Consider the following 20884-nt stretch of genomic DNA (forward strand, 5'->3'; position numbering starts at 1 on the left):
GGCTCATATCGCAGAGTTTTTCATTCAAAAGTGACGTTTAAGGGTTGATGATGAATATTTATTGTATTAAATTGAATATAAATTCAATTATAGGATACTTATCTATGAACCCTTTCTACCAAAGATCATTTTTACGTTTGCTCGACTTCTCATCAGCAGAAATACAACAATTACTGGCTTTATCACTAGAACTCAAACAAGCAAAAAAATCAGGCCATGAACAGCAGTATCTCACAGGAAAAAATATTGCGCTGATTTTTGAAAAAGATTCCACCCGTACCCGTTGTGCCTTTGAAGTGGCCGCCTTTGATCAAGGTGCGAATGTAACCTATCTCGGCGGAGGAAGCCAAATCGGTCATAAAGAATCGATAAAAGATACCGCTCGCGTGTTAGGACGTATGTATGATGGTATTCAATATCGTGGTTATGGCCAAAAAACAGTAGAAATGCTGGCAAAATATGCTGATGTACCGGTTTGGAATGGATTAACCGATGAGTTTCACCCCACACAATTATTAGCGGATTTGCTCACTATTACTGAACACCAAACAAAACCATTATCAGAAACCATTTTTGCTTATCTTGGTGATGCACGTAACAATATGGGCAATACCCTACTCGAAGCGGCTGCCTTAACAGGAATGGATTTACGCCTAGTCGCACCAAAAGCGTGTTGGCCACAAGCAGAATTAGTCGCTGAATGCCAAAATATCGCTCAGCAAAATGGGGGGAAAATTACCTTAACTGAAAATGTCGCAGAAGGCGTTAAAAACGCCGATTTTCTCTACACGGATGTGTGGGTATCTATGGGAGAGCCAAAAGAAGTTTGGAAAGAGCGTATTACGTTACTCAAACCTTATCAGGTTAATATGGATGTAATCAAACTAACGGGTAATCCAGACGTTAAATTTCTGCATTGTTTACCGGCTTTTCATGATGAAGAGACAACAATGGGGCAAGCATTAGCGGAAGAATTTGGCTTATATGGTGGTTTTGAAGTCACTAACGAGGTTTTTGAATCAAAACACAGTATTGTGTTTGATGAAGCAGAAAATCGTCTACACACGATTAAAGCGGTTATGGTGGCGACCTTAGCAAATCCTTTTTAAAAATACATATTCATGCAAAAGCACCGTTTTTTAATGATTAAACAAAGGGTGCTTTTTTGCCTTTTCTTTAAGCTAATTGATTTTTAAATTAAAAAAATTTTTTTGCAAAAAATTAAAAGCAAACGCTTGCGTGTAAGATAAAGATGCGTATAATGCGCCACAATTTGTCAGGAGGAAAGATGAAACAGCGCCAATGCCAAGTTGTTGTCACATTACGTACCCTAACCGGTCGTAAGCGCTCTCTTTTTTCCAAAAAGCTATTTTTTAAAACCCCTCTCATTGAGGGGTTTTTTTTGGTCTGTAGAAAAACACATATCGCACCATTTATCGTATCATCAAAGGAGAACTCTAATGACTAATCCGCTCTATCATAAGCATATTATCTCCATCAATGATCTGAACCGAGACGATCTGGAGTCTGTTCTCCATGTTGCTGACAAATTAAAACAGCACCCCAATAGCCAATTGTTAAAAGACAAAGTGATTGCCAGTTGTTTTTTTGAAGCCTCCACCCGCACTCGCTTATCTTTTGAAACAGCAATCCACCGTTTAGGGGCGTCTGTGGTTGGCTTTGCAGATGGTAGTAACACCTCTTTAGGTAAAAAAGGGGAAACCTTAGCTGATACTATTTCTGTACTACGTACTTATGCTGATGCCATTGTTATTCGTCATCCTCAAGAAGGTGCGGCACGTTTGGCCTCTGAATTTGCTGGGGATATCCCCGTTATTAATGCTGGGGACGGTGCCAACCAACACCCAAGCCAAACGTTACTAGACTTGTTTACCATTAAAGAAACACAAGGCCGATTAGATAACCTCAATATCGCGATGGTAGGTGATTTAAAATATGGTCGCACAGTACACTCACTAGCCCAAGCATTAGCCAAATTTACAGGAAATCACCTCTATTTTATTGCCCCAAAAGTGCTGGCCATGCCAGAGCATATCTTGCATTTACTCGAAGAGCATGGTGTTGAATATAGTCAGCATGAAACTGTAGATGAAGTGATGTCAGAGCTAGATATCCTGTATATGACTCGGGTACAAAAAGAGCGCCTTGATCCTTCTGAATATGCCAATGTCAAAGCCCAGTTTATCTTAACCAGTGCTGATCTGGTGAATGTAAAAGATAATCTTAAGATATTACACCCCCTGCCACGTATCGATGAAATTACCACCGATGTTGATAACACCCCTTATGCTTACTATTTCCAACAAGCAGGTAATGGTATTTACGCGCGTCAGGCACTACTTGCCTTAGTTCTAAATAAAAACTTAGTTCTTTAATAAGGAGCACACCATGACTCATGATCACAAACTAAAAGTTGAAGCTATCAAACGTGGGACTGTTATTGATCATATTCCGGCGCAGGTGGGCTTTAAGATCCTATCTCTATTTCGTTTAACCGAAACAGACGAAAGAATAACGGTAGGTTTTAATCTTCCTTCTGAAAACCTAGGTAAAAAAGATTTAATCAAAATTGAAAATGTCTTTTTAACCGCAGAGCAGGCAAATCGCTTAGCAATGTATGCCCCTCAAGCGACGGTTAATATTATTGATGACTACCAAGTCGTCAATAAAATGGCACTAAGTTTACCTGAATTACTCGAAGATGTTGTACCCTGCCCTAATAGCAACTGTATTAGCCATAATGAGCCGGTACAAAGTAGCTTTCGCGTGAAAAAATTCGCGTCTGACGTGGTATTAACCTGCAAATATTGCGAAAAAGAATTTGAGCGCCACGCCGTTATTCGTTGATTTCTTATTGGCTATCTGCCCTGCTTGATAGGGCAGATAGTAAACACCTACCCTAAAAATAGAATAATCCCCTCTCAATCGCGTTGATCCCTTTTTATGAAAAAATAGAAATAGCTAATAAGCACTATCTTAGAAAAAAAATTGCTATAAATGGGGGATTTAGATGGGCTAAATATTGTATAAAAAGGCGAGAAAGCGTTAGGATTATTTTCTTTTTATACCTATAGACTTTATGATAAAGCCTGATATCTATCATATTGCTCGTCTTCTGCGCTGGCTATAATAGCGCTGAGCTAATCAAGCGTTAGCATGAATCTTATAAAAACAGGAGTTCTACATGTCTTACGAAATTAATACCGAAAAAGCCCCTGCAGCAATCGGCCCTTATGTACAAGGTGTTGATTTAGGTAATTTAGTGATCACATCAGGCCAATTACCTGTTGATCCTGCTACGGGTGAGTTTGTGTCTGACAATGCGGCAGAGCAAGCACGTCAATCTTTAGAAAACGTCAAAGCAATTATTGAAAAAGCAGGTCTAACCGTTGCTAATATCATTAAAACGACTGTTTTCGTAAAAGATTTAAATGATTTCGGTACTATTAATGCAGCTTATGAAGCTTTCTTTAAAGAGCATAATGCAGCATTCCCAGCACGCTCTTGTGTTGAAGTTGCTCGTTTACCGAAAGATGCCAAAGTAGAAATCGAAGTTATCGCGATCCGCTAATTTATTTTTCTACCTGTCATATCAAAGAAGCAAAGTACTCTTTATGAGCACTTTGCTTTTTTTATATTCTCAATAAATGAGCAATCATTTATTACTGCCATTTTTATCTCAGATTTACAATTCAGCCAAGCCCTCTCCAAGCCTGATGTAGCAAAAATACCTTGATTTAGATCAGTTTTACTCAAGATTATTTCGCTTCCAATTACTATATATTGTGCTTTAATAAATACACAGATACAAGATATAGTAATTATACACACCTTATCCACAATTAGTCTCAATGCTACGCCATCACCTGTTTTTATGGGATTAGAGCCTGTGGATAAATAGTTAAGGAGCCAGATTGTGAAAACCATAGTGATAAAACGAGACGGATGTAAAGTCTCTTTTGACCAAACCCGCATCAGCGATGCTATCAAAAGAGCAGCCGAAGCTTGTCAGATCACTGATGATGATTATTGTGAGTTTGTCGCTCAATCTGTTTCACAATCTCTCGCAGGACGTTCGAATGTCGATATCCGTGAGATCCAAGACGCCGTTGAAAATCAGCTGATGGCTGGCGAGCACAAAGATATTGCCAGAGCTTATATTGAATACCGTCATGACCGAGATGTTGCTCGTGAGCAACGAGGACGATTAACTCAGGAAATCCGCGGTCTTATCGAACAGAGTGATGTCTCTATCTTGCACGAGAATGCGAATAAAGACAGTAAAGTTATCCCAACCCAACGCGATTTACTTGCGGGAATTGTGGCTAAACATTACGCAAAATTACATATCCTGCCAAGAGATGTGGTACTCGCTCATGAGCGCGGTGAAATTCATTATCATGATCTCGATTACTCACCCTTTTTCCCTATGTTTAACTGCATGCTGATTGATCTCAATGGTATGTTAACCAACGGTTTCAAGATGGGTAATGCAGAAATAGAACAGCCAAAATCCATTTCAACAGCCACTGCGGTGACTGCACAGATTATTGCTCAAGTCGCTAGTCATATTTATGGTGGCACGACAATCAACCGTATTGATGAAGTCCTTGCACCTTTTGTCAAAGCCAGTTACGACAAACACTATAAAGTGGCGCAAGAATGGCAAATAGCGGATAAAGAAGCTTATGCCAACGCACGTACAGAAAAAGAGTGTTATGACGCTTTTCAATCTTTAGAATATGAAGTTAACACTCTACATACGGCTAATGGTCAAACGCCTTTTGTGACCTTTGGCTTTGGCCTAGGCACATCAAAAGAAGCACGTTTAATTCAACGCTCAATCCTTGAAAATCGCATGGCGGGTTTAGGTAAAAACCGCAAAACGGCGGTTTTCCCCAAACTGGTTTTTGCTATTAAAGATGGCTTAAACCATAAATTTGGTGATCCTAACTACGACATCAAACAACTTGCTTTAGAATGTGCAAGCAAGCGGATGTACCCTGATATTTTAAATTACGATCAAGTGGTAAAAGTAACCGGCTCGTTTAAAACCCCAATGGGTTGTCGTAGCTTCTTAGGCGTCTATGAAGAAAATGGCGAGATGCTCCACGAAGGGCGCAATAATCTAGGGGTGATCAGTTTAAACTTACCACGTATTGCCATTGAGGCCAAAGGAGATGAAGCCGCATTCTGGTCGCTGCTTGATAAACGTCTTGAATTGGCTAAAAAAGCCTTAATGACCCGAATTGCTCGTTTAGAAAACGTCAAAGCACGTGTTGCCCCTATTCTTTATATGGAAGGTGCTTGTGGCGTACGTTTAAAAGCGGATGACAGTGTTGCTGAAATTTTTAAACATGGCCGGGCCTCCATTTCATTAGGTTATATCGGTGTTCATGAAACGATTAATGCCTTATTTGGTACGCAAAAACACGTCTTTGATGATGAAACATTGAGAGCTAAAGCAATAGCAATTATTCAGCGTTTACGTGAAGCGACAGATCAATGGAAAGCAGAAACAGGCTATGGTTTTAGTCTTTACAGTACACCTAGTGAAAACTTATGTGACCGTTTTTGCCGTTTAGATGCAGCGGAATTCGGTATTATACCGGGGGTGACTGATAAAGGTTATTACACCAACAGTTTCCACTTAGATGTAGAGAAAAAAGTCAATCCATATGATAAGTTGGATTTTGAAGCCCCTTACCCGCCATTAGCCAATGGTGGTTTCATATGCTATGGCGAATATCCAAACTTACAACATAACCTAAAAGCATTAGAAGACGTTTGGGATTATAGCTACACCCGTGTCCCTTACTACGGCACAAACACCCCTATTGATGAATGTTATGACTGTGGTTATACCGGCGAATTTTCTTGTACCAGTAAAGGTTTTACCTGCCCTCGATGCGGTAATCACAACCCTGCAAGAGTCTCGGTGATACGCCGTGTATGTGGCTATTTAGGCAGTCCTGATTCGCGTCCATTTAATGCCGGTAAACAAGAAGAAGTTAAACGTCGAGTTAAACATCTGGCTAATGGTCAGTTAGGTTAATACTGTGAATTACCATCAATATTACCCTGTTGATGTTGTCAATGGCCCAGGAACACGTTGCACCCTGTTTGTTGCAGGGTGCGTACACCAATGTCGTGGTTGCTATAATAAATCAACTTGGTCACTAACATCTGGCAAGCCGTTTACCCAAGAAGTGGAAGATCAGATCATTGCTGATTTACAAGACACTCGTATTAAACGACAAGGACTATCACTTTCCGGTGGTGATCCCCTGCACCCCCAAAATCTTTCTGCTATATTAAAATTGGTAAAACGTGTTAAAACGCAATGCCCTGAGAAAGATATTTGGGTTTGGACAGGCTATTTATTGGCTGACTTAACCCCAGAGCAACAAGAAGTCGTTAGCTATATTAACGTACTGATTGACGGCAAGTTCGTACAAGAACTTTATGATCCCGCATTACTGTGGCGCGGTAGTAGTAATCAGGTGATCCATAAATTGAAGTAATACACATTGAATTAACTGGAGGATATATGCCTTTAAGTGATAATAAATATGTAAGCTTTTCTGAAGATCATGAACTGAACTACCATTTAAAAAAATGGGGTAAAAAGCAATCGAAAGCCAATCGAGATCAACTCGTGAAGCTAGGCAGTGAATTGAAAAAGAAACTTGGTGTTAAACATCTCCAACATACTGAAATAGATGCAGAGATAGAAAAAAATCTTTCATTATTTGAGTAATATCCCATGATCCCCAGTGATAAATCACCTTACTACTGGGGATCACTTCACTATTATAAAGCGCTCCTATTTAGTCACCTCCGTTATCAAATGCGAATCATTTTCAAAAACAATAGTCAAAGTGATTAGTTTTGTTTTATGATTAGTATTCTTAATTCTTCTTTTTATGACAATATTTAATATGAAATTTGTTTTTTTACCTTTAATTTCAATCGTTTTAATAACTGGGTGTAGTAGTAAATGGGAGCCTAAAGGGGTACCCGATTACACATTACAAGAAGCAAAGTTAATTTGTGATTTGGATGCGAATACACGTTACCCTATTCGTAAAGAGGTACTACAGCACACCGTTTATCGTGATGTAGAAAAAACTTGCCGTAAAGACGACAAAGAGCGTTGTGGGGATAAAAAGACCTATACAGAACGTGTTCCGATGACAGAAAGCTATGTAGCAGATATTAATCAAGAAGATAGAAAAACATTCTATACCTCATGTATGTCTTTAAAAGGTTGGGAGCAAAAAAATTACTACTTTTGGCAATAAGCAGTAACTTAGTGACGTTGCCAAAAGAGCTTAGTACCAAAGCCGAGCTGATTATTCACCATTTTAATTTCTTGCAATTGTAATTGCCATAAAGGCACATGGATGGCGGCTAGCGCCACAGGGAAACGTAAGCAATACTGTTTTCTTGCTCTGATGTCGTCATTAGCGGTTAATAAAGACACTGTACCGGTGAATTGAACGCCTTGCAGATTGGCGACAGAAACCTCTTGAGTACTAATACTGCCCGCAACAAATAAATTTTCCTGCATCATTTGTGCGTGTCGTGTATGTTTTTCTGAGAGAAAAACAAGTCGCATGTTGCTTTCATCGAACCAATAGAAACAATTCGCGCACCAAATATCCCCTAATGCACGAGTTGTACATAAGGTAAACACATGGTGACTGGCTATATATTGTTTAATTATTTTGATCGAGTCTGGCGTAGACATAATTTACCTGCATAGAAACTAAAAGAGACGCTGTTTAGGTGATAATTATATCACCAAAACAAGCGTCTTACCGCGTGTCTCTTTGTGCAGGTAACTTATCGAGAATAATGATAAATTAACGATAAATTTCCGCATTTACAGTCAGATAATCGTCACCTGTAGCACCGATAACTTTATAACCAGTTGCGCCTTCATCTTTTGCGATTTGTGCAATTTTAGTTGTTAAGCCATCTAAAGTATCGTTACCTGTAATTGTGATATACTCACCAGTAGAGGTATGGCTAGTTGCTACGCTGTCAGCAGCGATTGAACCGAATGAAATAGCACTTAAAGCTAATGTTGCAGCGATTAATGTAGATTTTTTCATGATGAACTCCAATTAAATTCTAAATTTGTTATCTATCGCGGAGTGTGTCTCTGTGATGTGGATCATATTATGCATTTTAATTTAACTTTAAAATTAGCAATTATTGCTGTTCTTTTTCAAAATAATTGAATGTATTTTTTTAGAAAAACGTTTTTTACGTCATAAATTTTTTACAACGTGTTGATATAATTACAAGATTTGAAACTTAGTTGTTTGTTAATAACTACCGTTAGAAATTAAGAAATTTTGTTTATTAAAATCATAAGTAGCACAAAAAGGAAAAAAGATGGCTGATACTCAATGGTCAATCTATATTGTCAGAAATCGTCTTGGCTCTCTTTATACCGGAATAACAACGGATGTTGAGCGACGATTTAATCAGCATCAAAATGGAACTGGCGCGAAAGCACTAAGAGGGAAAGGCCCATTATCATTGGAGTTTTATTGCCAAGTTGGCGATAGGCAACAAGCGTCTCAACTTGAATATCGTTTAAAACAGTTAAAAAAAATACAAAAAGAAAAGCTGATCATTGATCAGCCTTCAGACGTTGCACAGTATTTAGCATAATGAAAAGATGCGATTATTAAACCTCATCAAATAACGGCGAAAAGTTCACTAAGCCGTGAATATCATCAACATTGCCATTATCTAAAGCATAAAATTGAAATGCTTCTTCTGTATTCGGCCATTTGCAATGCAAGCCTTGTGATTTTGCCGGTATAAAACCTGATTTTTGATAATAAGTTGGCTCACCTAATACCACAACAGCGCCATAACCAAACTCATTAAGGCTATCAAGCCCTTCATTAATCAATTGACGACCGATGCCCTGACCACGGTATTGTGGCGCCACAGCTAATGGCGCAAGTCCTACCCATTGGCAATCTTTTCCCTCAATATCTACAGGTGTAAAACCGATATAACCAACAATCCGGCCTTCGTCATTGATTGCCACCATACCTAAGGTTAATAATCCCTCTTCACGTAAGTGACCAACTAAATCGGCTTCTGCGCCTGTTGGAAATGATTGGCGTAAAAGATCATCAATAGCAGGAATATCAACAGGAATTTCAACACGTATTAGCATGAAGTTGAGCTCAGTTCATGGCTGTGTGCGGTGTCTTCAACTTCATCTTGAAGGCCACTTTTCACAAAATCAGCCAATTGTAGTAAACCAAAACGCAATACAGATGGCATAGAGTCTAACTCAATTGCATCCATTAGGTTCTTAACATATAACCCAAGTTCTGTATCGCCCTCAATTTGTAAGCGTCGTTGAAAAAACAAGGTGTCCGGATCTTCTTTACGCGCGGCAATTAAAATAAGATCGTTAGCATTACCACTAAAACTTACATCTTCTTTTTCAGAACGGCTTACGATTAATTTATCATCACAAACACTGATAAACCACTGCAAATGTAAATCTTTAATTTCTACCTTTAGCCATTTATCTTCCAAGAAGTGTAAATCCCCCTCAGCTAATGCTTCGCGGAATTGCCAACTTAAAAACTGTTCTAAAATATCACGTTGCAAAGCAAATGGCGTGATTTGCAAAGGGTAACGCAAGAAACGAGGGCCATCTTTAACTAGGCGGGTGCGAATTTTATTAAACACTTTCGGACTCCTTAACATTTAATTGCGGCTATTGTGCCAGATATAGATAGCGATTCTGCGATCCTACATCAATATTCCGTTAATCGGTTGTTCATATTTTGAGTTATTTAATTTTACTTAAGTAAAACTCAATATTCTCTGCCCTAAATCAAAACCTTTTTTTATCCTGCTTATTACAATTTCTGATCATTTTTAATCTCTAAAGGGAAGTGAAGATGGAATTGTTGTGCCCAGCAGGTAACTTACCCGCATTAAAAGCCGCTGTTGATAATGGTGCAGATGCCGTTTATATCGGCTTAAAAGATGACACCAATGCTCGCCATTTTGCTGGCTTAAACTTCACAGAAAAGAAATTGCAAGAAGCCGTCAATTACGTACATCGCCACCAGCGAAAACTGCATATTGCCATTAATACTTTTGCTCATCCTGATGGATTTGAACGCTGGCAAAAAGCCATTGATATGGCGGCTCATTTAGGTGCCGATGCATTAATTTTGGCCGATATTGCTATGCTAGAGTACGCAGCTGAACGCTATCCACAGATAGAGCGTCATGTATCGGTACAGGCGTCGGCCACTAATACTCAGGCAATCGCATTTTATCAACGCAATTTTGATGTTGCACGTATTGTACTACCACGCGTTCTTTCTATTCATCAAGTCAAACAATTGGCTCAAAGTAGTCCTGTTCCTTTAGAAGTCTTTGCCTTTGGTAGTTTGTGCATCATGGCTGAAGGACGCTGTTATCTTTCCTCTTATCTAACTGGTGAATCGCCTAATACTGTCGGAGCCTGTTCCCCAGCTCGTTTTGTCCGTTGGCAGCAAACACCACAAGGTATGGAATCTCGCCTCAATGATGTCTTAATAGACCGTTATGCTCCTGATGAAAATGCAGGGTATCCTACTTTATGTAAAGGACGTTATTTTGTTGATAAACACTGCTATCACGCCTTAGAAGAGCCAACCAGCTTAAATACGCTAGCGCTACTACCTGAACTTATGGCTATGAATATTGCCTCTGTCAAAATTGAAGGTCGCCAACGTAGCCCCGCGTATGTTACTGAAGTTGCAAGAGTATGGCGTGCAGCTATTGACCAATGTAAAAAAGATCCTCAAGGTTTTAAAACCCAACCGCGTTGGATGAGTGCATTAGGAAAAATATCTGAAGGAACACAAACAACATTAGGTGCTTACCACCGGAAATGGCAATAATAAGGGATAATAATATGAAATACGCATTAGGCTCTGTACTTTATTATTGGCAAAAAGAAACACTTGAGACATTTTATCAGCAAGCAAAACAGAGCGATGCTGATATTATCTACTTAGGCGAAACAGTCTGTAGTAAGCGCCGTGAGACTAAACCACAAGATTGGATTAATCTGGCCAAAGAAGTGGCTAAAAGTGGTAAACAAGTGATCCTTTCTACCTTAGCACTACTACAAGCGCCTTCTGAACTAAAAGAGATAGCAAAGCTGGTGGATAACGGTGAATTTTTAGTTGAGGCTCATGATTTTGGTGTGATCAATATGCTTTATGAGCGTCATTTACCTTTTGTAGCAGGCCATGGATTAAACTGCTATAACGCTTATGCACTACGTTTATTACAGAAACAAGGCATGATACGTTGGTGTATGCCAGTTGAACTGTCTCGTGAGTGGTTAAATAATCTTTTAATTCAATGTGAAGAATTAGCGATTAGAGATAAATTTGAAGTAGAAGTATTCGCTTATGGTCATCTTCCTTTGGCTTATTCAGCGCGTTGTTTTACTGCTCGCTCAGAAAATCGTGCTAAAGATGATTGTGAAACTTGCTGTCAAAAATACCCACAAGGCCGTCAGGTATTGTCACAAGAAAACCAACAGGTGTTTGTTTTAAATGGTATTCAAACGCAAAGTGGCTACTGTTACAATTTAGGTAATGATTTAACCTCAATGGCAGGTTTAGTCGATATCGTCCGTCTTTCACCGCAGTCTGATGAAGTTTTTACTACCTTAAAACAATTTCGCCAAAATGAACAAGGCGCACACCCTATTAACACCATCCATCATCATGATTGTAATGGTTATTGGCGTAAACTGGCTGGTTTAGAATTAGTTGAATAAGTAGATATTTTTTGAAATCTAAATAAGGTGGAAAATAAAATTATTATTCCACTTTATTTTAATAAATATCTACTCATAAACAAAGGTCACACCGATAACGGATTTTACATTACCCGCTCTTACTCTTTCTCCCGTTTCACCATACGAAGCAGATAGCCTTAAACTCACACTATTATTCGTCACATTGCCTAATTTGACCGGTGTATTAGCAGGAATAACACCATTATTATTTGATATTTTAATTCCAACCCCTTTAGCAGGAGAGTTAGATGATATATTGGTAAAGACCGTATTATTCACATCAGACGTTGTTCCTGTTAAATAGTAAGAAATATTTTGTTGTCTAGGACAAAAAATAGATAAAGGAATAGGTTGCGCATTACCCGGATATTCAGGAAGATTAATCGTGACATTTCTACTAGAAAGATCACACCCCCCAGTAGGCATAATAACATCATTTAATGCGTAAATATTCCATGTAAAAAAACGAGGGTGCCCACCGTCCCAATCTGCAATTTTGTACATTTCTATTTTTGCAATTAAATCCCCTTTATTTATTTGCTTCCCTCCCGCAGCACCAATACTTTTCAAATACAATCTAAGATTTAGTGGGATAAAATTTCTGTCTTTAATATTAATAACTTTTGTATCATAATAAAGAGGAATAGGATAATAACTGTTATACCATAATAAAGAGCCGTCAAAATTATTCAGCGCGCCTCCAAAAGTCGTTCCACTAACTAAATTAACATGGTCAACGTCTATTGGATCTCTAGGTCCACCATAAGAATCATTTTTACAAAGAATTTGTTGAGATAAATCCACTACCAAATTCTGGTTTACTTCAACTCGAGACGTTAAATTAACGCGTATATTAGCAGCACCATCACCGACAATTTGTCCCGTTGAAGCGACTTTACAAGTAAATGATAGTACTGAGTTTGAAAATAAACCGCAGCTTAAATACAATAAAAAACGCATTGTTTTTTTATAGCTTATCATAATGTTTTTTCTATAATTTAATTAAATAACAATTACATAAATACATAGGTAACATTAATTATTGCCTGTACTGATCCCTGTGTAGGTCTACCATTTACAGAGATGGCTCTTACTCGTAAAGGAAAGATTGCGGCAAACGAATACTCACCAACTTCAACCACTTTTTTTGAACCGTTTCTTAATTTATTACCTGCAGTATCTTGTAATTCTAAATGAAGATTTTTAGCTGAGCCCTGATTTCTATAGTATCCAGTACTATCATCAAGACCGGTGAATGTCGCTTCAATAGAAGTTGTACCAATAGGACAATTTCTTAACTCCAAATCAACGGGATACCATTTAGAGGTAGAGCCAGGGGTCATAAAATCGAATGTATATAGGTCGCCCATGTCCACATTGGCTGTTTTTGTGATTGTTTCACAAGGCCTTGCTATTACACTTCCATTAACAGTAATTGTTGCATCTGCAGCCATAGCGAATGAAGTATTGCAGCATAAAATAGCAAATATTACGTTTTTTACTCCTCGCCATTTATATTTCATCATTGATTCTCTTTATCTCTATTGGTACTCGAGTGTAAAAGTGGCACTGGCTTTAATTTTTCCAGCTAAGACAGGCATATCGGATGCCATTAATCGACTATAGAAAAAAACGGTGTTACTTTTTCCTGCAACTAAGGGGATCCATTTAAGTTGGTCACTACTTGGATTAATAGGAATGGGTGACCTTTCACTATCTAATATTTGTATTCCAACACCAGAAGCAGATGTTGCTATCGGATCTAACGCTAATAATGAAGGATTATTTCTATCTGAAATACCATTAAAATAGAATTTCACAGCAATCACTGATTCTCCACAAGGTTCCAGTATTATATGAAAAGGAATAAAGGGTGTTGTTTCTCCCACTTTATATAACCGCTTAACTTCATTATTTAATAAATCAATAGTTTGGTATTGTGATTCTGGTGCAACTGCACAGGTGTTATCTCTCATATAACCTGTTATTTGAATAATGCTATCGGCAGAATATGCAACATTAGGTGATAATGATAAGAAAAATAACCATAGTGTTGTCAAAATACCCTTAATATTATTAGTCATTATTTATTCCTTAATAGGGTGGCACTCTGCACTATATTCAACATAAAGTTTATCTGGATCTTGTGGTGGTAATGTGTAATTTACTAAGCATTGTTGCTCTTTCTTACTACCCCAATTCACTTTTAATTGTCCTGAAGGTGATAACCCTGTTAAATAAACTTTTCCTTCATCTGCCACAATCCCAGTATTATTACCTGAATCAACGATAGCCCCGAAAGGTACTGGTTTCCCTTTATGGGTTAATGTCGTAATTGCTTTTATCCCAACACTAGGCTCAAATGTGATCGCACTAATGGCTCCACGAGTAGGAACTACGCTTTTCACCGCATTATCTATTTCAATATTGTTAGAGAATGAATTGGTATCCAATGCAATACGATTTTCTTTATATTCAGAAACATAAGGTAAAACCGCATAACCATTACTGTCTGTCGTGATGCCACTATTGTTTTCTAATTTTATATTTTTAACTTCAGGTACTTTTACTAACACCGCTGTTTGATATATAGGCTGACTAAGTGTTATACCACCTGAGTGAGCTAAAATACTGCCACTCATACCATAATTTATTTGATGTGATGTATCGGTATAGTTATAACCTATATTGCTATTCATATAAGAACCGTTATAACTTAATGAGGCATATCCTGTTGAGTCCGATTCTTCTTCATGAGAATAACCTGTTTGAATATTGTAACTTAAGTTTTTATCTTCCAATAATGTACCGTTTAATCCTATAGTATTGTTAAAACGTTTCTTCATGTTATGCGAGGAGTTAGTACTTAAACTCGCATTTTGCCATATAGAATCATTATCAGAACGCATAAAGTTACTAAAAGGAATACTAGTATTAAATGCTAGCATCTGATCTTTACTATCATTCCATGATGTTTTAGATAAGCTATAATTTAGGCCTAAATTAATACCTTTAATAATAGTATTAAGGCCTATCTGTAATTGATTATCTTGTTTTTTAGAATTCCAATAACGCTGATTAGTACCAATAATATATAACGTAGATTGATCACCTATTTTTTGAGTAATATTGAGTTGTATCCTTTGCCTTTTATTATAAATAAGGTCGTAGTAACTTTGTGGTAATCCACTAACTTCAACAACACCATCCTCCGTTTGTATATAATTTCCTCTCATTTTTTTATAAGTAGTCTCTGCTAAAGTATAAAAACCACTCGTCGCATATTTATAACCGGCAAGTTGCACCCTTGTGCCTAATTCATTGATAGATTTATTATAAAGAATACGTATCGATTGCCCACGGTGTGTAGAGTCATCGGGTAGTATTGATCTCGCTTCGGTAATATCAAATGATAAAGCCCCAAAACGCCCAATATTTTTACCTACCCCAATACTTGCCGCTTGGTAATTTTTGGATAACTGGGTTCCTCCATAAATGGTCCAACCCGCAGGTAAGCCGTGGATCACTGATCCTTGTAGAAAATAAGGCCGCTCCTGCTCATCATTACCCGAACGGTAACTACCTACAGTCACTGAATATTTGGTATGCCCTTCCCTTTGTAATAAAGGGACTGATGAATATGGCACAGTAAAGGTTTGTGTTGAACCATCAGACTCAGTAATGGTTACCTCTAAATCGCCACTGTTACTTGTTGAATAGAGATCATCAATAACAAAAGGACCCGGTGGAAAAGAGTTACGGTAAATCACATAACCATTTTGCTGTATAGTAACCTCGGCATTAGTCCGGGCGACACCTCGAATAATCGGAGCAAAACCTCTTTGGCTATCCGGTAACATAACTTCATCAGATGACAGCTGAAAGCCTCTAAAGTTGATGCTGTCGAAAACTTCACTTTGTGTGTAGCTATCACCAATAATAAGACGAGAATATAATTTATTAATACCACGTTCTATATAAGTATTCAGATGTTTCCAACTTGATTTATTAATAGAATCATAAGAATAAATAGAGTTATCACGAAGACGCCATGGCCCAAGATTGATCCCACTTTGTAAATTGAGATGAGTAAAATGAGTATCTGGGCTACCATCGTTGCGAGTTTTACTCCCATTTAAAATATAGGTAATAAATCCAGCCACAATACCATCATCCCATAACTCTGGTGGAATAAAGCCTCGAGACTGATTGACTAAATATACTTGAGGTATAGTGAGATTGAGCTTTTGTGAACCAACATCAAAATTTGCTGTGGCTTGAGCAATTAATGAAGTAAGTGACTGACAATGTTCATCGAGCTCATTTTTCTGTTCAACATTATTTTTATCTTTATTTTGTTCATCCGTTATGAGATTTAAATTAACATTCCAACTTTTTAGCTCTGCTTTTGTGATACATGGTGATAGCTGCCCTTTATTCTCAATAAAATTGATATATTGGGTTTTTAAGAATATGTCATTTAAGTAAATATCAACCAGATAATTACCTTCAGGTACTTCTAATCCTTTCTCAAAAGAAGATAGATCAGCGACAGACTCCGGGTTATCTGATAAGAAATAGGGGTTATAGTAAAACTCCTCCTCAGACTTTGAGTCAACTGAAAATAGTAGCGCAAGTATAAAAATAAATAATTTTACGTTATTTATTTTTATGCCGCTTAAGCTATTTATACCTGTTGAAAATGACATAATATCACTCTTTCAATTCTACAATATTAAATAATGATTATCTAACGTCGACGATTGTTTTTGGTGTGATGGCACCATAATCATTAATAGTTTGAAACGAGAGTTTCCCATAAGCTGATGTTGGAATAGAGATAGGCTTATCTTCAAAAGGTGGAACCATAGTGTTCTCTAATTTTTTACCACCAAGTTCTAATTCAGTCATCGTAATAAAATAAGGTGTCGGATTTTTTATAATAAGTGTGTCATTATTACGTTTAAATTGTAGTTTTTTATAATTTTCATCTGGAGATATGGTGAGATCTTTTGGTCTATAAAAGAATTTTATTTTACTAATAATCGCAAGTTGTAACATATTCTCATTAGCAAGTGATTTTTCTACAGCGGGGATAGATTTTACACTCAACCAAAATAAAGTTTCTCTATCTTTCGGTAATTTATTGTTAGTTGCATCTATAATTCTTAAAGTATTCTCTTTTTTACCCTGCATAGAAAATAGAGGAGGCGTAATAACAAAAGAGTTATCTTTCTTTCCTTCGCTATTTTCTATCCAAGACTGTATTAAATAACGTTTTTCATCATTATTAATTACTGGTAATTTTACTTGCTTTTCACCTGCAAAATAAATGACTCTAGTTGCCCCTAATGATACAGCAGCATATGCTTGGTTAATGACACATAGAGTTAAGAGCATTAAAAAAAGAAGCTTTATTTTAGAAAAAGTTAGAATACTATTCATTTTTATAATCCACTATAGCTAATCTTGGTGTATGTCTTATTAAAATAACCCACAAAAAAGTAAAAAAGCCTTATACTAAAAAATAGTATAAGGCTATATATTATTCGTATTGGACAGCAAAGGTTGCGTTCGCGTTTGCGATACCAGGTTCAGTTGCACCTAAAGCATAATATCTTGCTTGGAATGGAATAATATTTTTTCCATCATGTAATTTAGTTGCATTACCGAATCCAGCGCCGTCAAAAGACATTGGTGCACTCTTACTATCTAAAATTTGAATACCGACATTTTTAGCACCACCAGCAGAAGAAGAAGATACTGCTAATACGTCATCTTGTCCTGCAGCAGAAACCCCTGTAAAAGCAACTTTTGCAGTACTAGCTACTTTAGAGTCACAATCATTTAATTGGATAGTAAAATTAGTATTTTCGCTAAAATCACCAGCTTTCGCTAATTTTGCAGTTCTCACTTGACCTAATTTAACTATTTGGCCATCAGATGAAGAGTCAACAGCACATGCTGCATTTACTAATTCACCTTTAAAAAATATTTCGCCACCATTCACGGTTACAGGTCCATTTCCTACAGGATCTTCAGCTGAAACAGCAAAAACAGAACCTACAGATAATGCAGAGATCACAAAAAGTTTCAAATAATTAAGTTTCATATAAATTACCTTAATTCCTAGAAAATAATAAACACATTTAATTACGATTTTTCATAGACTTTTATCTTATTTAGATAATAAGATAAACGTTACTAAGAAATTAAATTGACATCAATATAATAATACTTAATTAAAATTTAACAATTAATTTTTTAAAATTTTTATTCTTACTTTAATTGAATGTTTTATTTTGATTATTTTATTTAGCCCTTCTAAATTAAATTTATTACAATAAGATTGGTTTATTTTAATTAAGTGTCATTACTAGTTTTTATATAATTATTTGTTTTTTATGTTTATATAAAAAGTAATCAATTTATTTTTTATATATTAAGATAAGGAAAAGCACTTAAAATAGTTCACATCAATTATTATAGCAATAACATTAATTATTTAAGCTTATTAAAAACATTATTATTATTAAGATAATATCTTTAGATAGAGATTGCATAAAAGTAAAATAATTTAAACAAATTTTTGTTATTAATAGACTATTATAGAAAATTTACACTAAAATAAAAAAGACGGGATAACTTTTCAGTAATCCCGTCCTATTTACCTAGCATATTACAGATATTATTTACTTTGAACGGTGGTAATGTCTCGCCCAATGCTTAAATTGATGAGTAATTTTCCTTAACTCACCATTGCGCAACATCCCCACTAACACCCCCAAAATGGTATATATCACGCCTAAAACCAGCATCATCACGATATCCCCTAGGATGCTTTGGAATGATAATCCCATCTGGTTAATTCCGGCCATAGCATTTACAGCCCATGTAGAAGGTAATGCAGAGGATATTGCCAATACCCAATCCGGCATAGCTTGTAATGGCCAAATAGTTCCCGAAATATAGAATACTGGTGTCGTCACAAATGCCAATGTTAAGTAAATCATCTCAACACTGCGCAAGCATTCGGTGATCAACTTACCTAATCCTAATACCGCTAATAAGAATGGGAAGGTCAACATCCAAATTTGATAAAGTGGTGCTTCTTGACGATAGCCTAATACCCACGGCCATAGTGCAAAGAACACCGAAGATAAAAAGAGCCAAATCGGTATAAGTGCAGATAGCGCGCCTAAATATACCGCTAACGGAGGCTTCCCTTTTGGCGTTCCTCTGACGGCGATACTCACTCGTACACAAGCAATTAATAATGAGTGTTGCAATAACATCACTAACAAGCCTGGGAAAATAATGGCGGCAAAACTGACCCCAGGGTTATACATGGCGATAGTTTCACTTTGGATCGGTTTTAATAATATTTTTGACTGTGTCGCACTAAAACCCGCATTTTGTAAGATACGGCCGTTATAGTTATCTAATAATTGCTGATACGCCTGCATTAATTCTTGCTGAATTTGTCCACTAGCAAGGCGGTTGGTCGCATCTCCATACACAGGAACGGTAACATTTTTGCCATTAAGCAGTTTTTTTTCAAAATCTGTTGGAATGATAATAATGGCAAACAGTTCACGCATTATCATGTCATGACGAGCTTCATCTAAATTATCATATCCCTTTAAGCTTAATTTAGGTGTGGCATCTAATGAGCGGATAAGGGCATAACTGGCGGGGCTATGATCTTGATTGATCACCGCCACAGGCAGATCCCACAATACAGGTTTAGCGTAGACTAAACTCATAATGCAAAGAGAAACCAATAATAACATCCACATCGGTTTTTCTAACATGCCTAATAAAACACGCTTAAATGTTTGGAAATACATCTGCATCATACGACACCTACCTGTAATTCCAATCTTTTAAAGATGCGTTTGCGAACTAAAAGCGCAATCGCAAAAGGATAAATCAACAAAAGCGTGCACACATAAAGAATACCTTGTAACGAAACTTCCCTTAAGAAGATATCAAACATAGCATTTAAGGCGTGCGTTAACGGCTCTAGATTAGAAATGATTCGAGCAGGTAATATCATCGACAGTTCAGGCACCGCCATCCCTGAAAAAGCTAAGGCGATACTCACTAGCATACCTATCATACTGTATGCGGTTATCGCACTATTGGTAAATGTAAACAACAGCAACCCAATACTTTGTGCCGCGATGATATAAAAGAACCCCACCAATATCATATAAAGCGGATTACCATTGACTTTTGCCCCTGAAAAATGCACTAACGCCGCTAATTCAACCATTAATAATGTTAAGAAAAACAGCGTATAAGGTGCTAATTTACCTATTAGGGCAAAAGTGAAAGGTTTTAAGTTTAATAGCATATTACCCCGTGATAAGGAGTAAATCGTGCAGGTGACAACAAAGAGTTGCAGCATATGAATGGTTGCAGCAAATTGTTGATAGTAGATATAACTACCACTAGCATTAAACAGGCTGTCATAAGAGAGTGTTACTTTGGCTAAAGGCGGCACTGGCTTATTCATCTCTTGCGCTAAAACAGTGCGATATTGAGCATTAAGCTCGGCAATTAACCCGCTAAAATCCTGTATAGCATAGCTACCCGCAGCATAATACAACCCATTGTAATACATTCGGGTTGTCGGCTGTTTGCCTGCTAATACATCTTTTTCAAAATGGCGGGGGATCATTAAAATAGCGTAATCTTTTGCACTTCCTAACTGCTCTAAGGCGGTTCGCGGATTTGTATCTAGCGCACTTAATTTTGCATGAGAGCCTGCATTTAAATCTCGGATCAACGTTTTTGATAGTGGACTATTATCATTATTGATAACGGAAACTGGCAAGTTCAGCAAAGTACCTTCTGAAAAGTTAGCACTAATTAATGTGAATAACATTAATGGAAACAGCCAGCTTAGCCAGTGGAACACTGGACTTCGCACTGCCATATGGGTTTCTCGTGAGAATGCGCTATTAAAACCACGCCAAGCTGCCTTTACTCTCATTA

Annotated in this window: 24 protein-coding genes; 12 read left to right on the forward strand and 12 right to left on the reverse strand. The window is 37.1% G+C overall.

Annotated features, from left to right (window positions below; genetic code table 11):
* The first annotated feature begins 104 nt into the window (after nucleotides 1-104).
* From argF to HMPREF0693_RS14210, 9 genes are all read left to right on the forward strand, one after another.
* Nucleotides 105-1109, forward strand: coding sequence for an ornithine carbamoyltransferase (argF, locus tag HMPREF0693_RS14165; RefSeq protein ID WP_004246195.1), 1005 nt, complete (start codon nucleotides 105-107; stop codon nucleotides 1107-1109).
* Nucleotides 1110-1288: 179 nt separating this feature from the next.
* Entirely contained in the window at nucleotides 1289-1468 is a 180-nt protein-coding gene (locus HMPREF0693_RS14170; protein ID WP_004246196.1) for a hypothetical protein, read from the forward strand.
* Nucleotides 1461-2396 (forward strand): aspartate carbamoyltransferase, encoded by a 936-nt coding sequence (gene pyrB / locus HMPREF0693_RS14175; protein ID WP_004246197.1) that lies wholly within the window; start codon nucleotides 1461-1463, stop codon nucleotides 2394-2396. Before HMPREF0693_RS14170 ends, pyrB begins: the two co-directional genes overlap by 8 nt.
* 13 nt (nucleotides 2397-2409) lie before the next feature.
* Complete coding sequence (gene pyrI, locus HMPREF0693_RS14180) at nucleotides 2410-2868, forward strand: aspartate carbamoyltransferase regulatory subunit (RefSeq protein ID WP_004246198.1); 459 nt, start codon at nucleotides 2410-2412, stop codon at nucleotides 2866-2868.
* 337 nt (nucleotides 2869-3205) lie between these two features.
* A complete protein-coding gene (locus HMPREF0693_RS14185; RefSeq protein ID WP_004246200.1) occupies nucleotides 3206-3592 on the forward strand; it encodes a RidA family protein in 387 nt (128 codons plus the stop codon).
* Between the two features lie 345 nt (nucleotides 3593-3937).
* A complete protein-coding gene (gene nrdD, locus HMPREF0693_RS14195) occupies nucleotides 3938-6076 on the forward strand; it encodes an anaerobic ribonucleoside-triphosphate reductase (RefSeq protein ID WP_004246202.1) in 2139 nt (712 codons plus the stop codon).
* A gap of 4 nt (nucleotides 6077-6080) precedes the next feature.
* Nucleotides 6081-6545, forward strand: coding sequence for an anaerobic ribonucleoside-triphosphate reductase-activating protein (gene nrdG, locus HMPREF0693_RS14200; RefSeq protein ID WP_004246203.1), 465 nt, complete (start codon nucleotides 6081-6083; stop codon nucleotides 6543-6545).
* 26 nt (nucleotides 6546-6571) lie between these two features.
* On the forward strand, nucleotides 6572-6781 hold the full coding sequence (locus tag HMPREF0693_RS14205) for a hypothetical protein (protein WP_004246204.1): 210 nt from the start codon (nucleotides 6572-6574) through the stop codon (nucleotides 6779-6781).
* A gap of 181 nt (nucleotides 6782-6962) precedes the next feature.
* A complete protein-coding gene (locus HMPREF0693_RS14210; RefSeq protein ID WP_012368742.1) occupies nucleotides 6963-7325 on the forward strand; it encodes a hypothetical protein in 363 nt (120 codons plus the stop codon).
* Between the two features lie 8 nt (nucleotides 7326-7333).
* Here the strand turns inward: HMPREF0693_RS14210 and HMPREF0693_RS14215 are convergent, their stop codons facing one another.
* Nucleotides 7334-7774, reverse strand: a complete 441-nt coding sequence (locus HMPREF0693_RS14215) for a YhbP family protein (RefSeq protein ID WP_004246206.1) — start codon at nucleotides 7772-7774, stop codon at nucleotides 7334-7336.
* 115 nt (nucleotides 7775-7889) lie between these two features.
* Nucleotides 7890-8141 (reverse strand): YdgH/BhsA/McbA-like domain containing protein, encoded by a 252-nt coding sequence (locus HMPREF0693_RS14220; protein ID WP_004246207.1) that lies wholly within the window; start codon nucleotides 8139-8141, stop codon nucleotides 7890-7892.
* Between the two features lie 286 nt (nucleotides 8142-8427).
* On the opposite strand from HMPREF0693_RS14220, the gene HMPREF0693_RS14225 reads away from it, so the two are divergent.
* Complete coding sequence (locus HMPREF0693_RS14225; RefSeq protein WP_004246208.1) at nucleotides 8428-8709, forward strand: GIY-YIG nuclease family protein; 282 nt, start codon at nucleotides 8428-8430, stop codon at nucleotides 8707-8709.
* A 16-nt stretch (nucleotides 8710-8725) separates the two neighbouring features.
* On the opposite strand, the gene HMPREF0693_RS14230 is transcribed toward HMPREF0693_RS14225, so the two are convergent.
* Nucleotides 8726-9229, reverse strand: coding sequence for a GNAT family N-acetyltransferase (locus HMPREF0693_RS14230; protein ID WP_004246209.1), 504 nt, complete (start codon nucleotides 9227-9229; stop codon nucleotides 8726-8728).
* Entirely contained in the window at nucleotides 9223-9756 is a 534-nt protein-coding gene (gene ubiT, locus HMPREF0693_RS14235; RefSeq protein ID WP_004249588.1) for a ubiquinone anaerobic biosynthesis accessory factor UbiT, read from the reverse strand. The genes HMPREF0693_RS14230 and ubiT overlap by 7 nt, the downstream gene beginning before the upstream one ends.
* Before the next feature lie 215 nt (nucleotides 9757-9971).
* Here ubiT and ubiU point away from each other — a divergent pair, with 215 nt between their 5' ends.
* Both ubiU and HMPREF0693_RS14245 read left to right on the forward strand, forming a co-directional pair.
* Nucleotides 9972-10967 carry a ubiquinone anaerobic biosynthesis protein UbiU gene (gene ubiU, locus HMPREF0693_RS14240; protein ID WP_004246211.1) on the forward strand — a complete coding sequence of 332 codons (996 nt, stop codon included), beginning with the start codon at nucleotides 9972-9974 and terminating at the stop codon, nucleotides 10965-10967.
* Between the two features lie 14 nt (nucleotides 10968-10981).
* The gene (locus HMPREF0693_RS14245) at nucleotides 10982-11860 is read left to right on the forward strand and encodes a U32 family peptidase (protein ID WP_004249589.1); all 879 of its coding nucleotides are present in this window, start codon (nucleotides 10982-10984) and stop codon (nucleotides 11858-11860) included.
* 69 nt (nucleotides 11861-11929) lie between these two features.
* Here the strand turns inward: HMPREF0693_RS14245 and HMPREF0693_RS14250 are convergent, their stop codons facing one another.
* From HMPREF0693_RS14250 to HMPREF0693_RS14285, 8 genes are all read right to left on the reverse strand, one after another.
* Nucleotides 11930-12862 carry a fimbrial protein gene (locus tag HMPREF0693_RS14250; protein WP_004246213.1) on the reverse strand — a complete coding sequence of 311 codons (933 nt, stop codon included), beginning with the start codon at nucleotides 12860-12862 and terminating at the stop codon, nucleotides 11930-11932.
* Nucleotides 12863-12894: 32 nt separating this feature from the next.
* Complete coding sequence (gene fimG / locus HMPREF0693_RS14255; RefSeq protein ID WP_004246214.1) at nucleotides 12895-13407, reverse strand: type 1 fimbrial minor subunit FimG; 513 nt, start codon at nucleotides 13405-13407, stop codon at nucleotides 12895-12897.
* A 15-nt stretch (nucleotides 13408-13422) separates the two neighbouring features.
* A complete protein-coding gene (fimF, locus tag HMPREF0693_RS14260) occupies nucleotides 13423-13965 on the reverse strand; it encodes a type 1 fimbrial adaptor subunit FimF (protein WP_004246215.1) in 543 nt (180 codons plus the stop codon).
* Nucleotides 13966-13968: 3 nt separating this feature from the next.
* On the reverse strand, nucleotides 13969-16590 hold the full coding sequence (locus tag HMPREF0693_RS14265; protein ID WP_004246216.1) for a fimbria/pilus outer membrane usher protein: 2622 nt from the start codon (nucleotides 16588-16590) through the stop codon (nucleotides 13969-13971).
* Nucleotides 16591-16627: 37 nt separating this feature from the next.
* Nucleotides 16628-17326 carry a fimbria/pilus periplasmic chaperone gene (locus tag HMPREF0693_RS14270; protein ID WP_004246217.1) on the reverse strand — a complete coding sequence of 233 codons (699 nt, stop codon included), beginning with the start codon at nucleotides 17324-17326 and terminating at the stop codon, nucleotides 16628-16630.
* 100 nt (nucleotides 17327-17426) lie between these two features.
* Entirely contained in the window at nucleotides 17427-17993 is a 567-nt protein-coding gene (fimA, locus tag HMPREF0693_RS14275; protein ID WP_004246218.1) for a type 1 fimbrial major subunit FimA, read from the reverse strand.
* A gap of 580 nt (nucleotides 17994-18573) precedes the next feature.
* On the reverse strand, nucleotides 18574-19737 hold the full coding sequence (locus tag HMPREF0693_RS14280) for an ABC transporter permease (RefSeq protein ID WP_012368735.1): 1164 nt from the start codon (nucleotides 19735-19737) through the stop codon (nucleotides 18574-18576).
* Nucleotides 19737-20882, reverse strand: a complete 1146-nt coding sequence (locus tag HMPREF0693_RS14285) for an ABC transporter permease (RefSeq protein ID WP_004246220.1) — start codon at nucleotides 20880-20882, stop codon at nucleotides 19737-19739. The genes HMPREF0693_RS14280 and HMPREF0693_RS14285 overlap by 1 nt, the downstream gene beginning before the upstream one ends.
* Nucleotides 20883-20884 lie beyond the last annotated feature (2 nt).

The organism is Proteus mirabilis ATCC 29906, from assembly GCF_000160755.1.
In the GTDB taxonomy this organism is placed as follows: Bacteria; Pseudomonadota; Gammaproteobacteria; order Enterobacterales; family Enterobacteriaceae; genus Proteus; species Proteus mirabilis.

Coding starts and splice junctions, on each gene's coding strand:
- argF (WP_004246195.1), top strand. CDS start 105: ATGAACCCTTTCTACCAAAGATCATTTTTACGTTTGCTCGACTTCTCA.
- HMPREF0693_RS14170 (WP_004246196.1), top strand. CDS start 1,289: ATGAAACAGCGCCAATGCCAAGTTGTTGTCACATTACGTACCCTAACC.
- pyrB (WP_004246197.1), top strand. CDS start 1,461: ATGACTAATCCGCTCTATCATAAGCATATTATCTCCATCAATGATCTG.
- pyrI (WP_004246198.1), top strand. CDS start 2,410: ATGACTCATGATCACAAACTAAAAGTTGAAGCTATCAAACGTGGGACT.
- HMPREF0693_RS14185 (WP_004246200.1), top strand. CDS start 3,206: ATGTCTTACGAAATTAATACCGAAAAAGCCCCTGCAGCAATCGGCCCT.
- HMPREF0693_RS14205 (WP_004246204.1), top strand. CDS start 6,572: ATGCCTTTAAGTGATAATAAATATGTAAGCTTTTCTGAAGATCATGAA.
- HMPREF0693_RS14210 (WP_012368742.1), top strand. CDS start 6,963: ATGAAATTTGTTTTTTTACCTTTAATTTCAATCGTTTTAATAACTGGG.
- HMPREF0693_RS14215 (WP_004246206.1), bottom strand. CDS start 7,774: ATGTCTACGCCAGACTCGATCAAAATAATTAAACAATATATAGCCAGT.
- HMPREF0693_RS14220 (WP_004246207.1), bottom strand. CDS start 8,141: ATGAAAAAATCTACATTAATCGCTGCAACATTAGCTTTAAGTGCTATT.
- HMPREF0693_RS14225 (WP_004246208.1), top strand. CDS start 8,428: ATGGCTGATACTCAATGGTCAATCTATATTGTCAGAAATCGTCTTGGC.
- HMPREF0693_RS14230 (WP_004246209.1), bottom strand. CDS start 9,229: ATGCTAATACGTGTTGAAATTCCTGTTGATATTCCTGCTATTGATGAT.
- ubiU (WP_004246211.1), top strand. CDS start 9,972: ATGGAATTGTTGTGCCCAGCAGGTAACTTACCCGCATTAAAAGCCGCT.
- HMPREF0693_RS14245 (WP_004249589.1), top strand. CDS start 10,982: ATGAAATACGCATTAGGCTCTGTACTTTATTATTGGCAAAAAGAAACA.
- HMPREF0693_RS14250 (WP_004246213.1), bottom strand. CDS start 12,862: ATGATAAGCTATAAAAAAACAATGCGTTTTTTATTGTATTTAAGCTGC.
- fimG (WP_004246214.1), bottom strand. CDS start 13,407: ATGATGAAATATAAATGGCGAGGAGTAAAAAACGTAATATTTGCTATT.
- fimF (WP_004246215.1), bottom strand. CDS start 13,965: ATGACTAATAATATTAAGGGTATTTTGACAACACTATGGTTATTTTTC.
- HMPREF0693_RS14265 (WP_004246216.1), bottom strand. CDS start 16,590: ATGTCATTTTCAACAGGTATAAATAGCTTAAGCGGCATAAAAATAAAT.
- HMPREF0693_RS14270 (WP_004246217.1), bottom strand. CDS start 17,326: ATGAATAGTATTCTAACTTTTTCTAAAATAAAGCTTCTTTTTTTAATG.
- fimA (WP_004246218.1), bottom strand. CDS start 17,993: ATGAAACTTAATTATTTGAAACTTTTTGTGATCTCTGCATTATCTGTA.
- HMPREF0693_RS14280 (WP_012368735.1), bottom strand. CDS start 19,737: ATGCAGATGTATTTCCAAACATTTAAGCGTGTTTTATTAGGCATGTTA.
- HMPREF0693_RS14285 (WP_004246220.1), bottom strand. CDS start 20,882: ATGAGAGTAAAGGCAGCTTGGCGTGGTTTTAATAGCGCATTCTCACGA.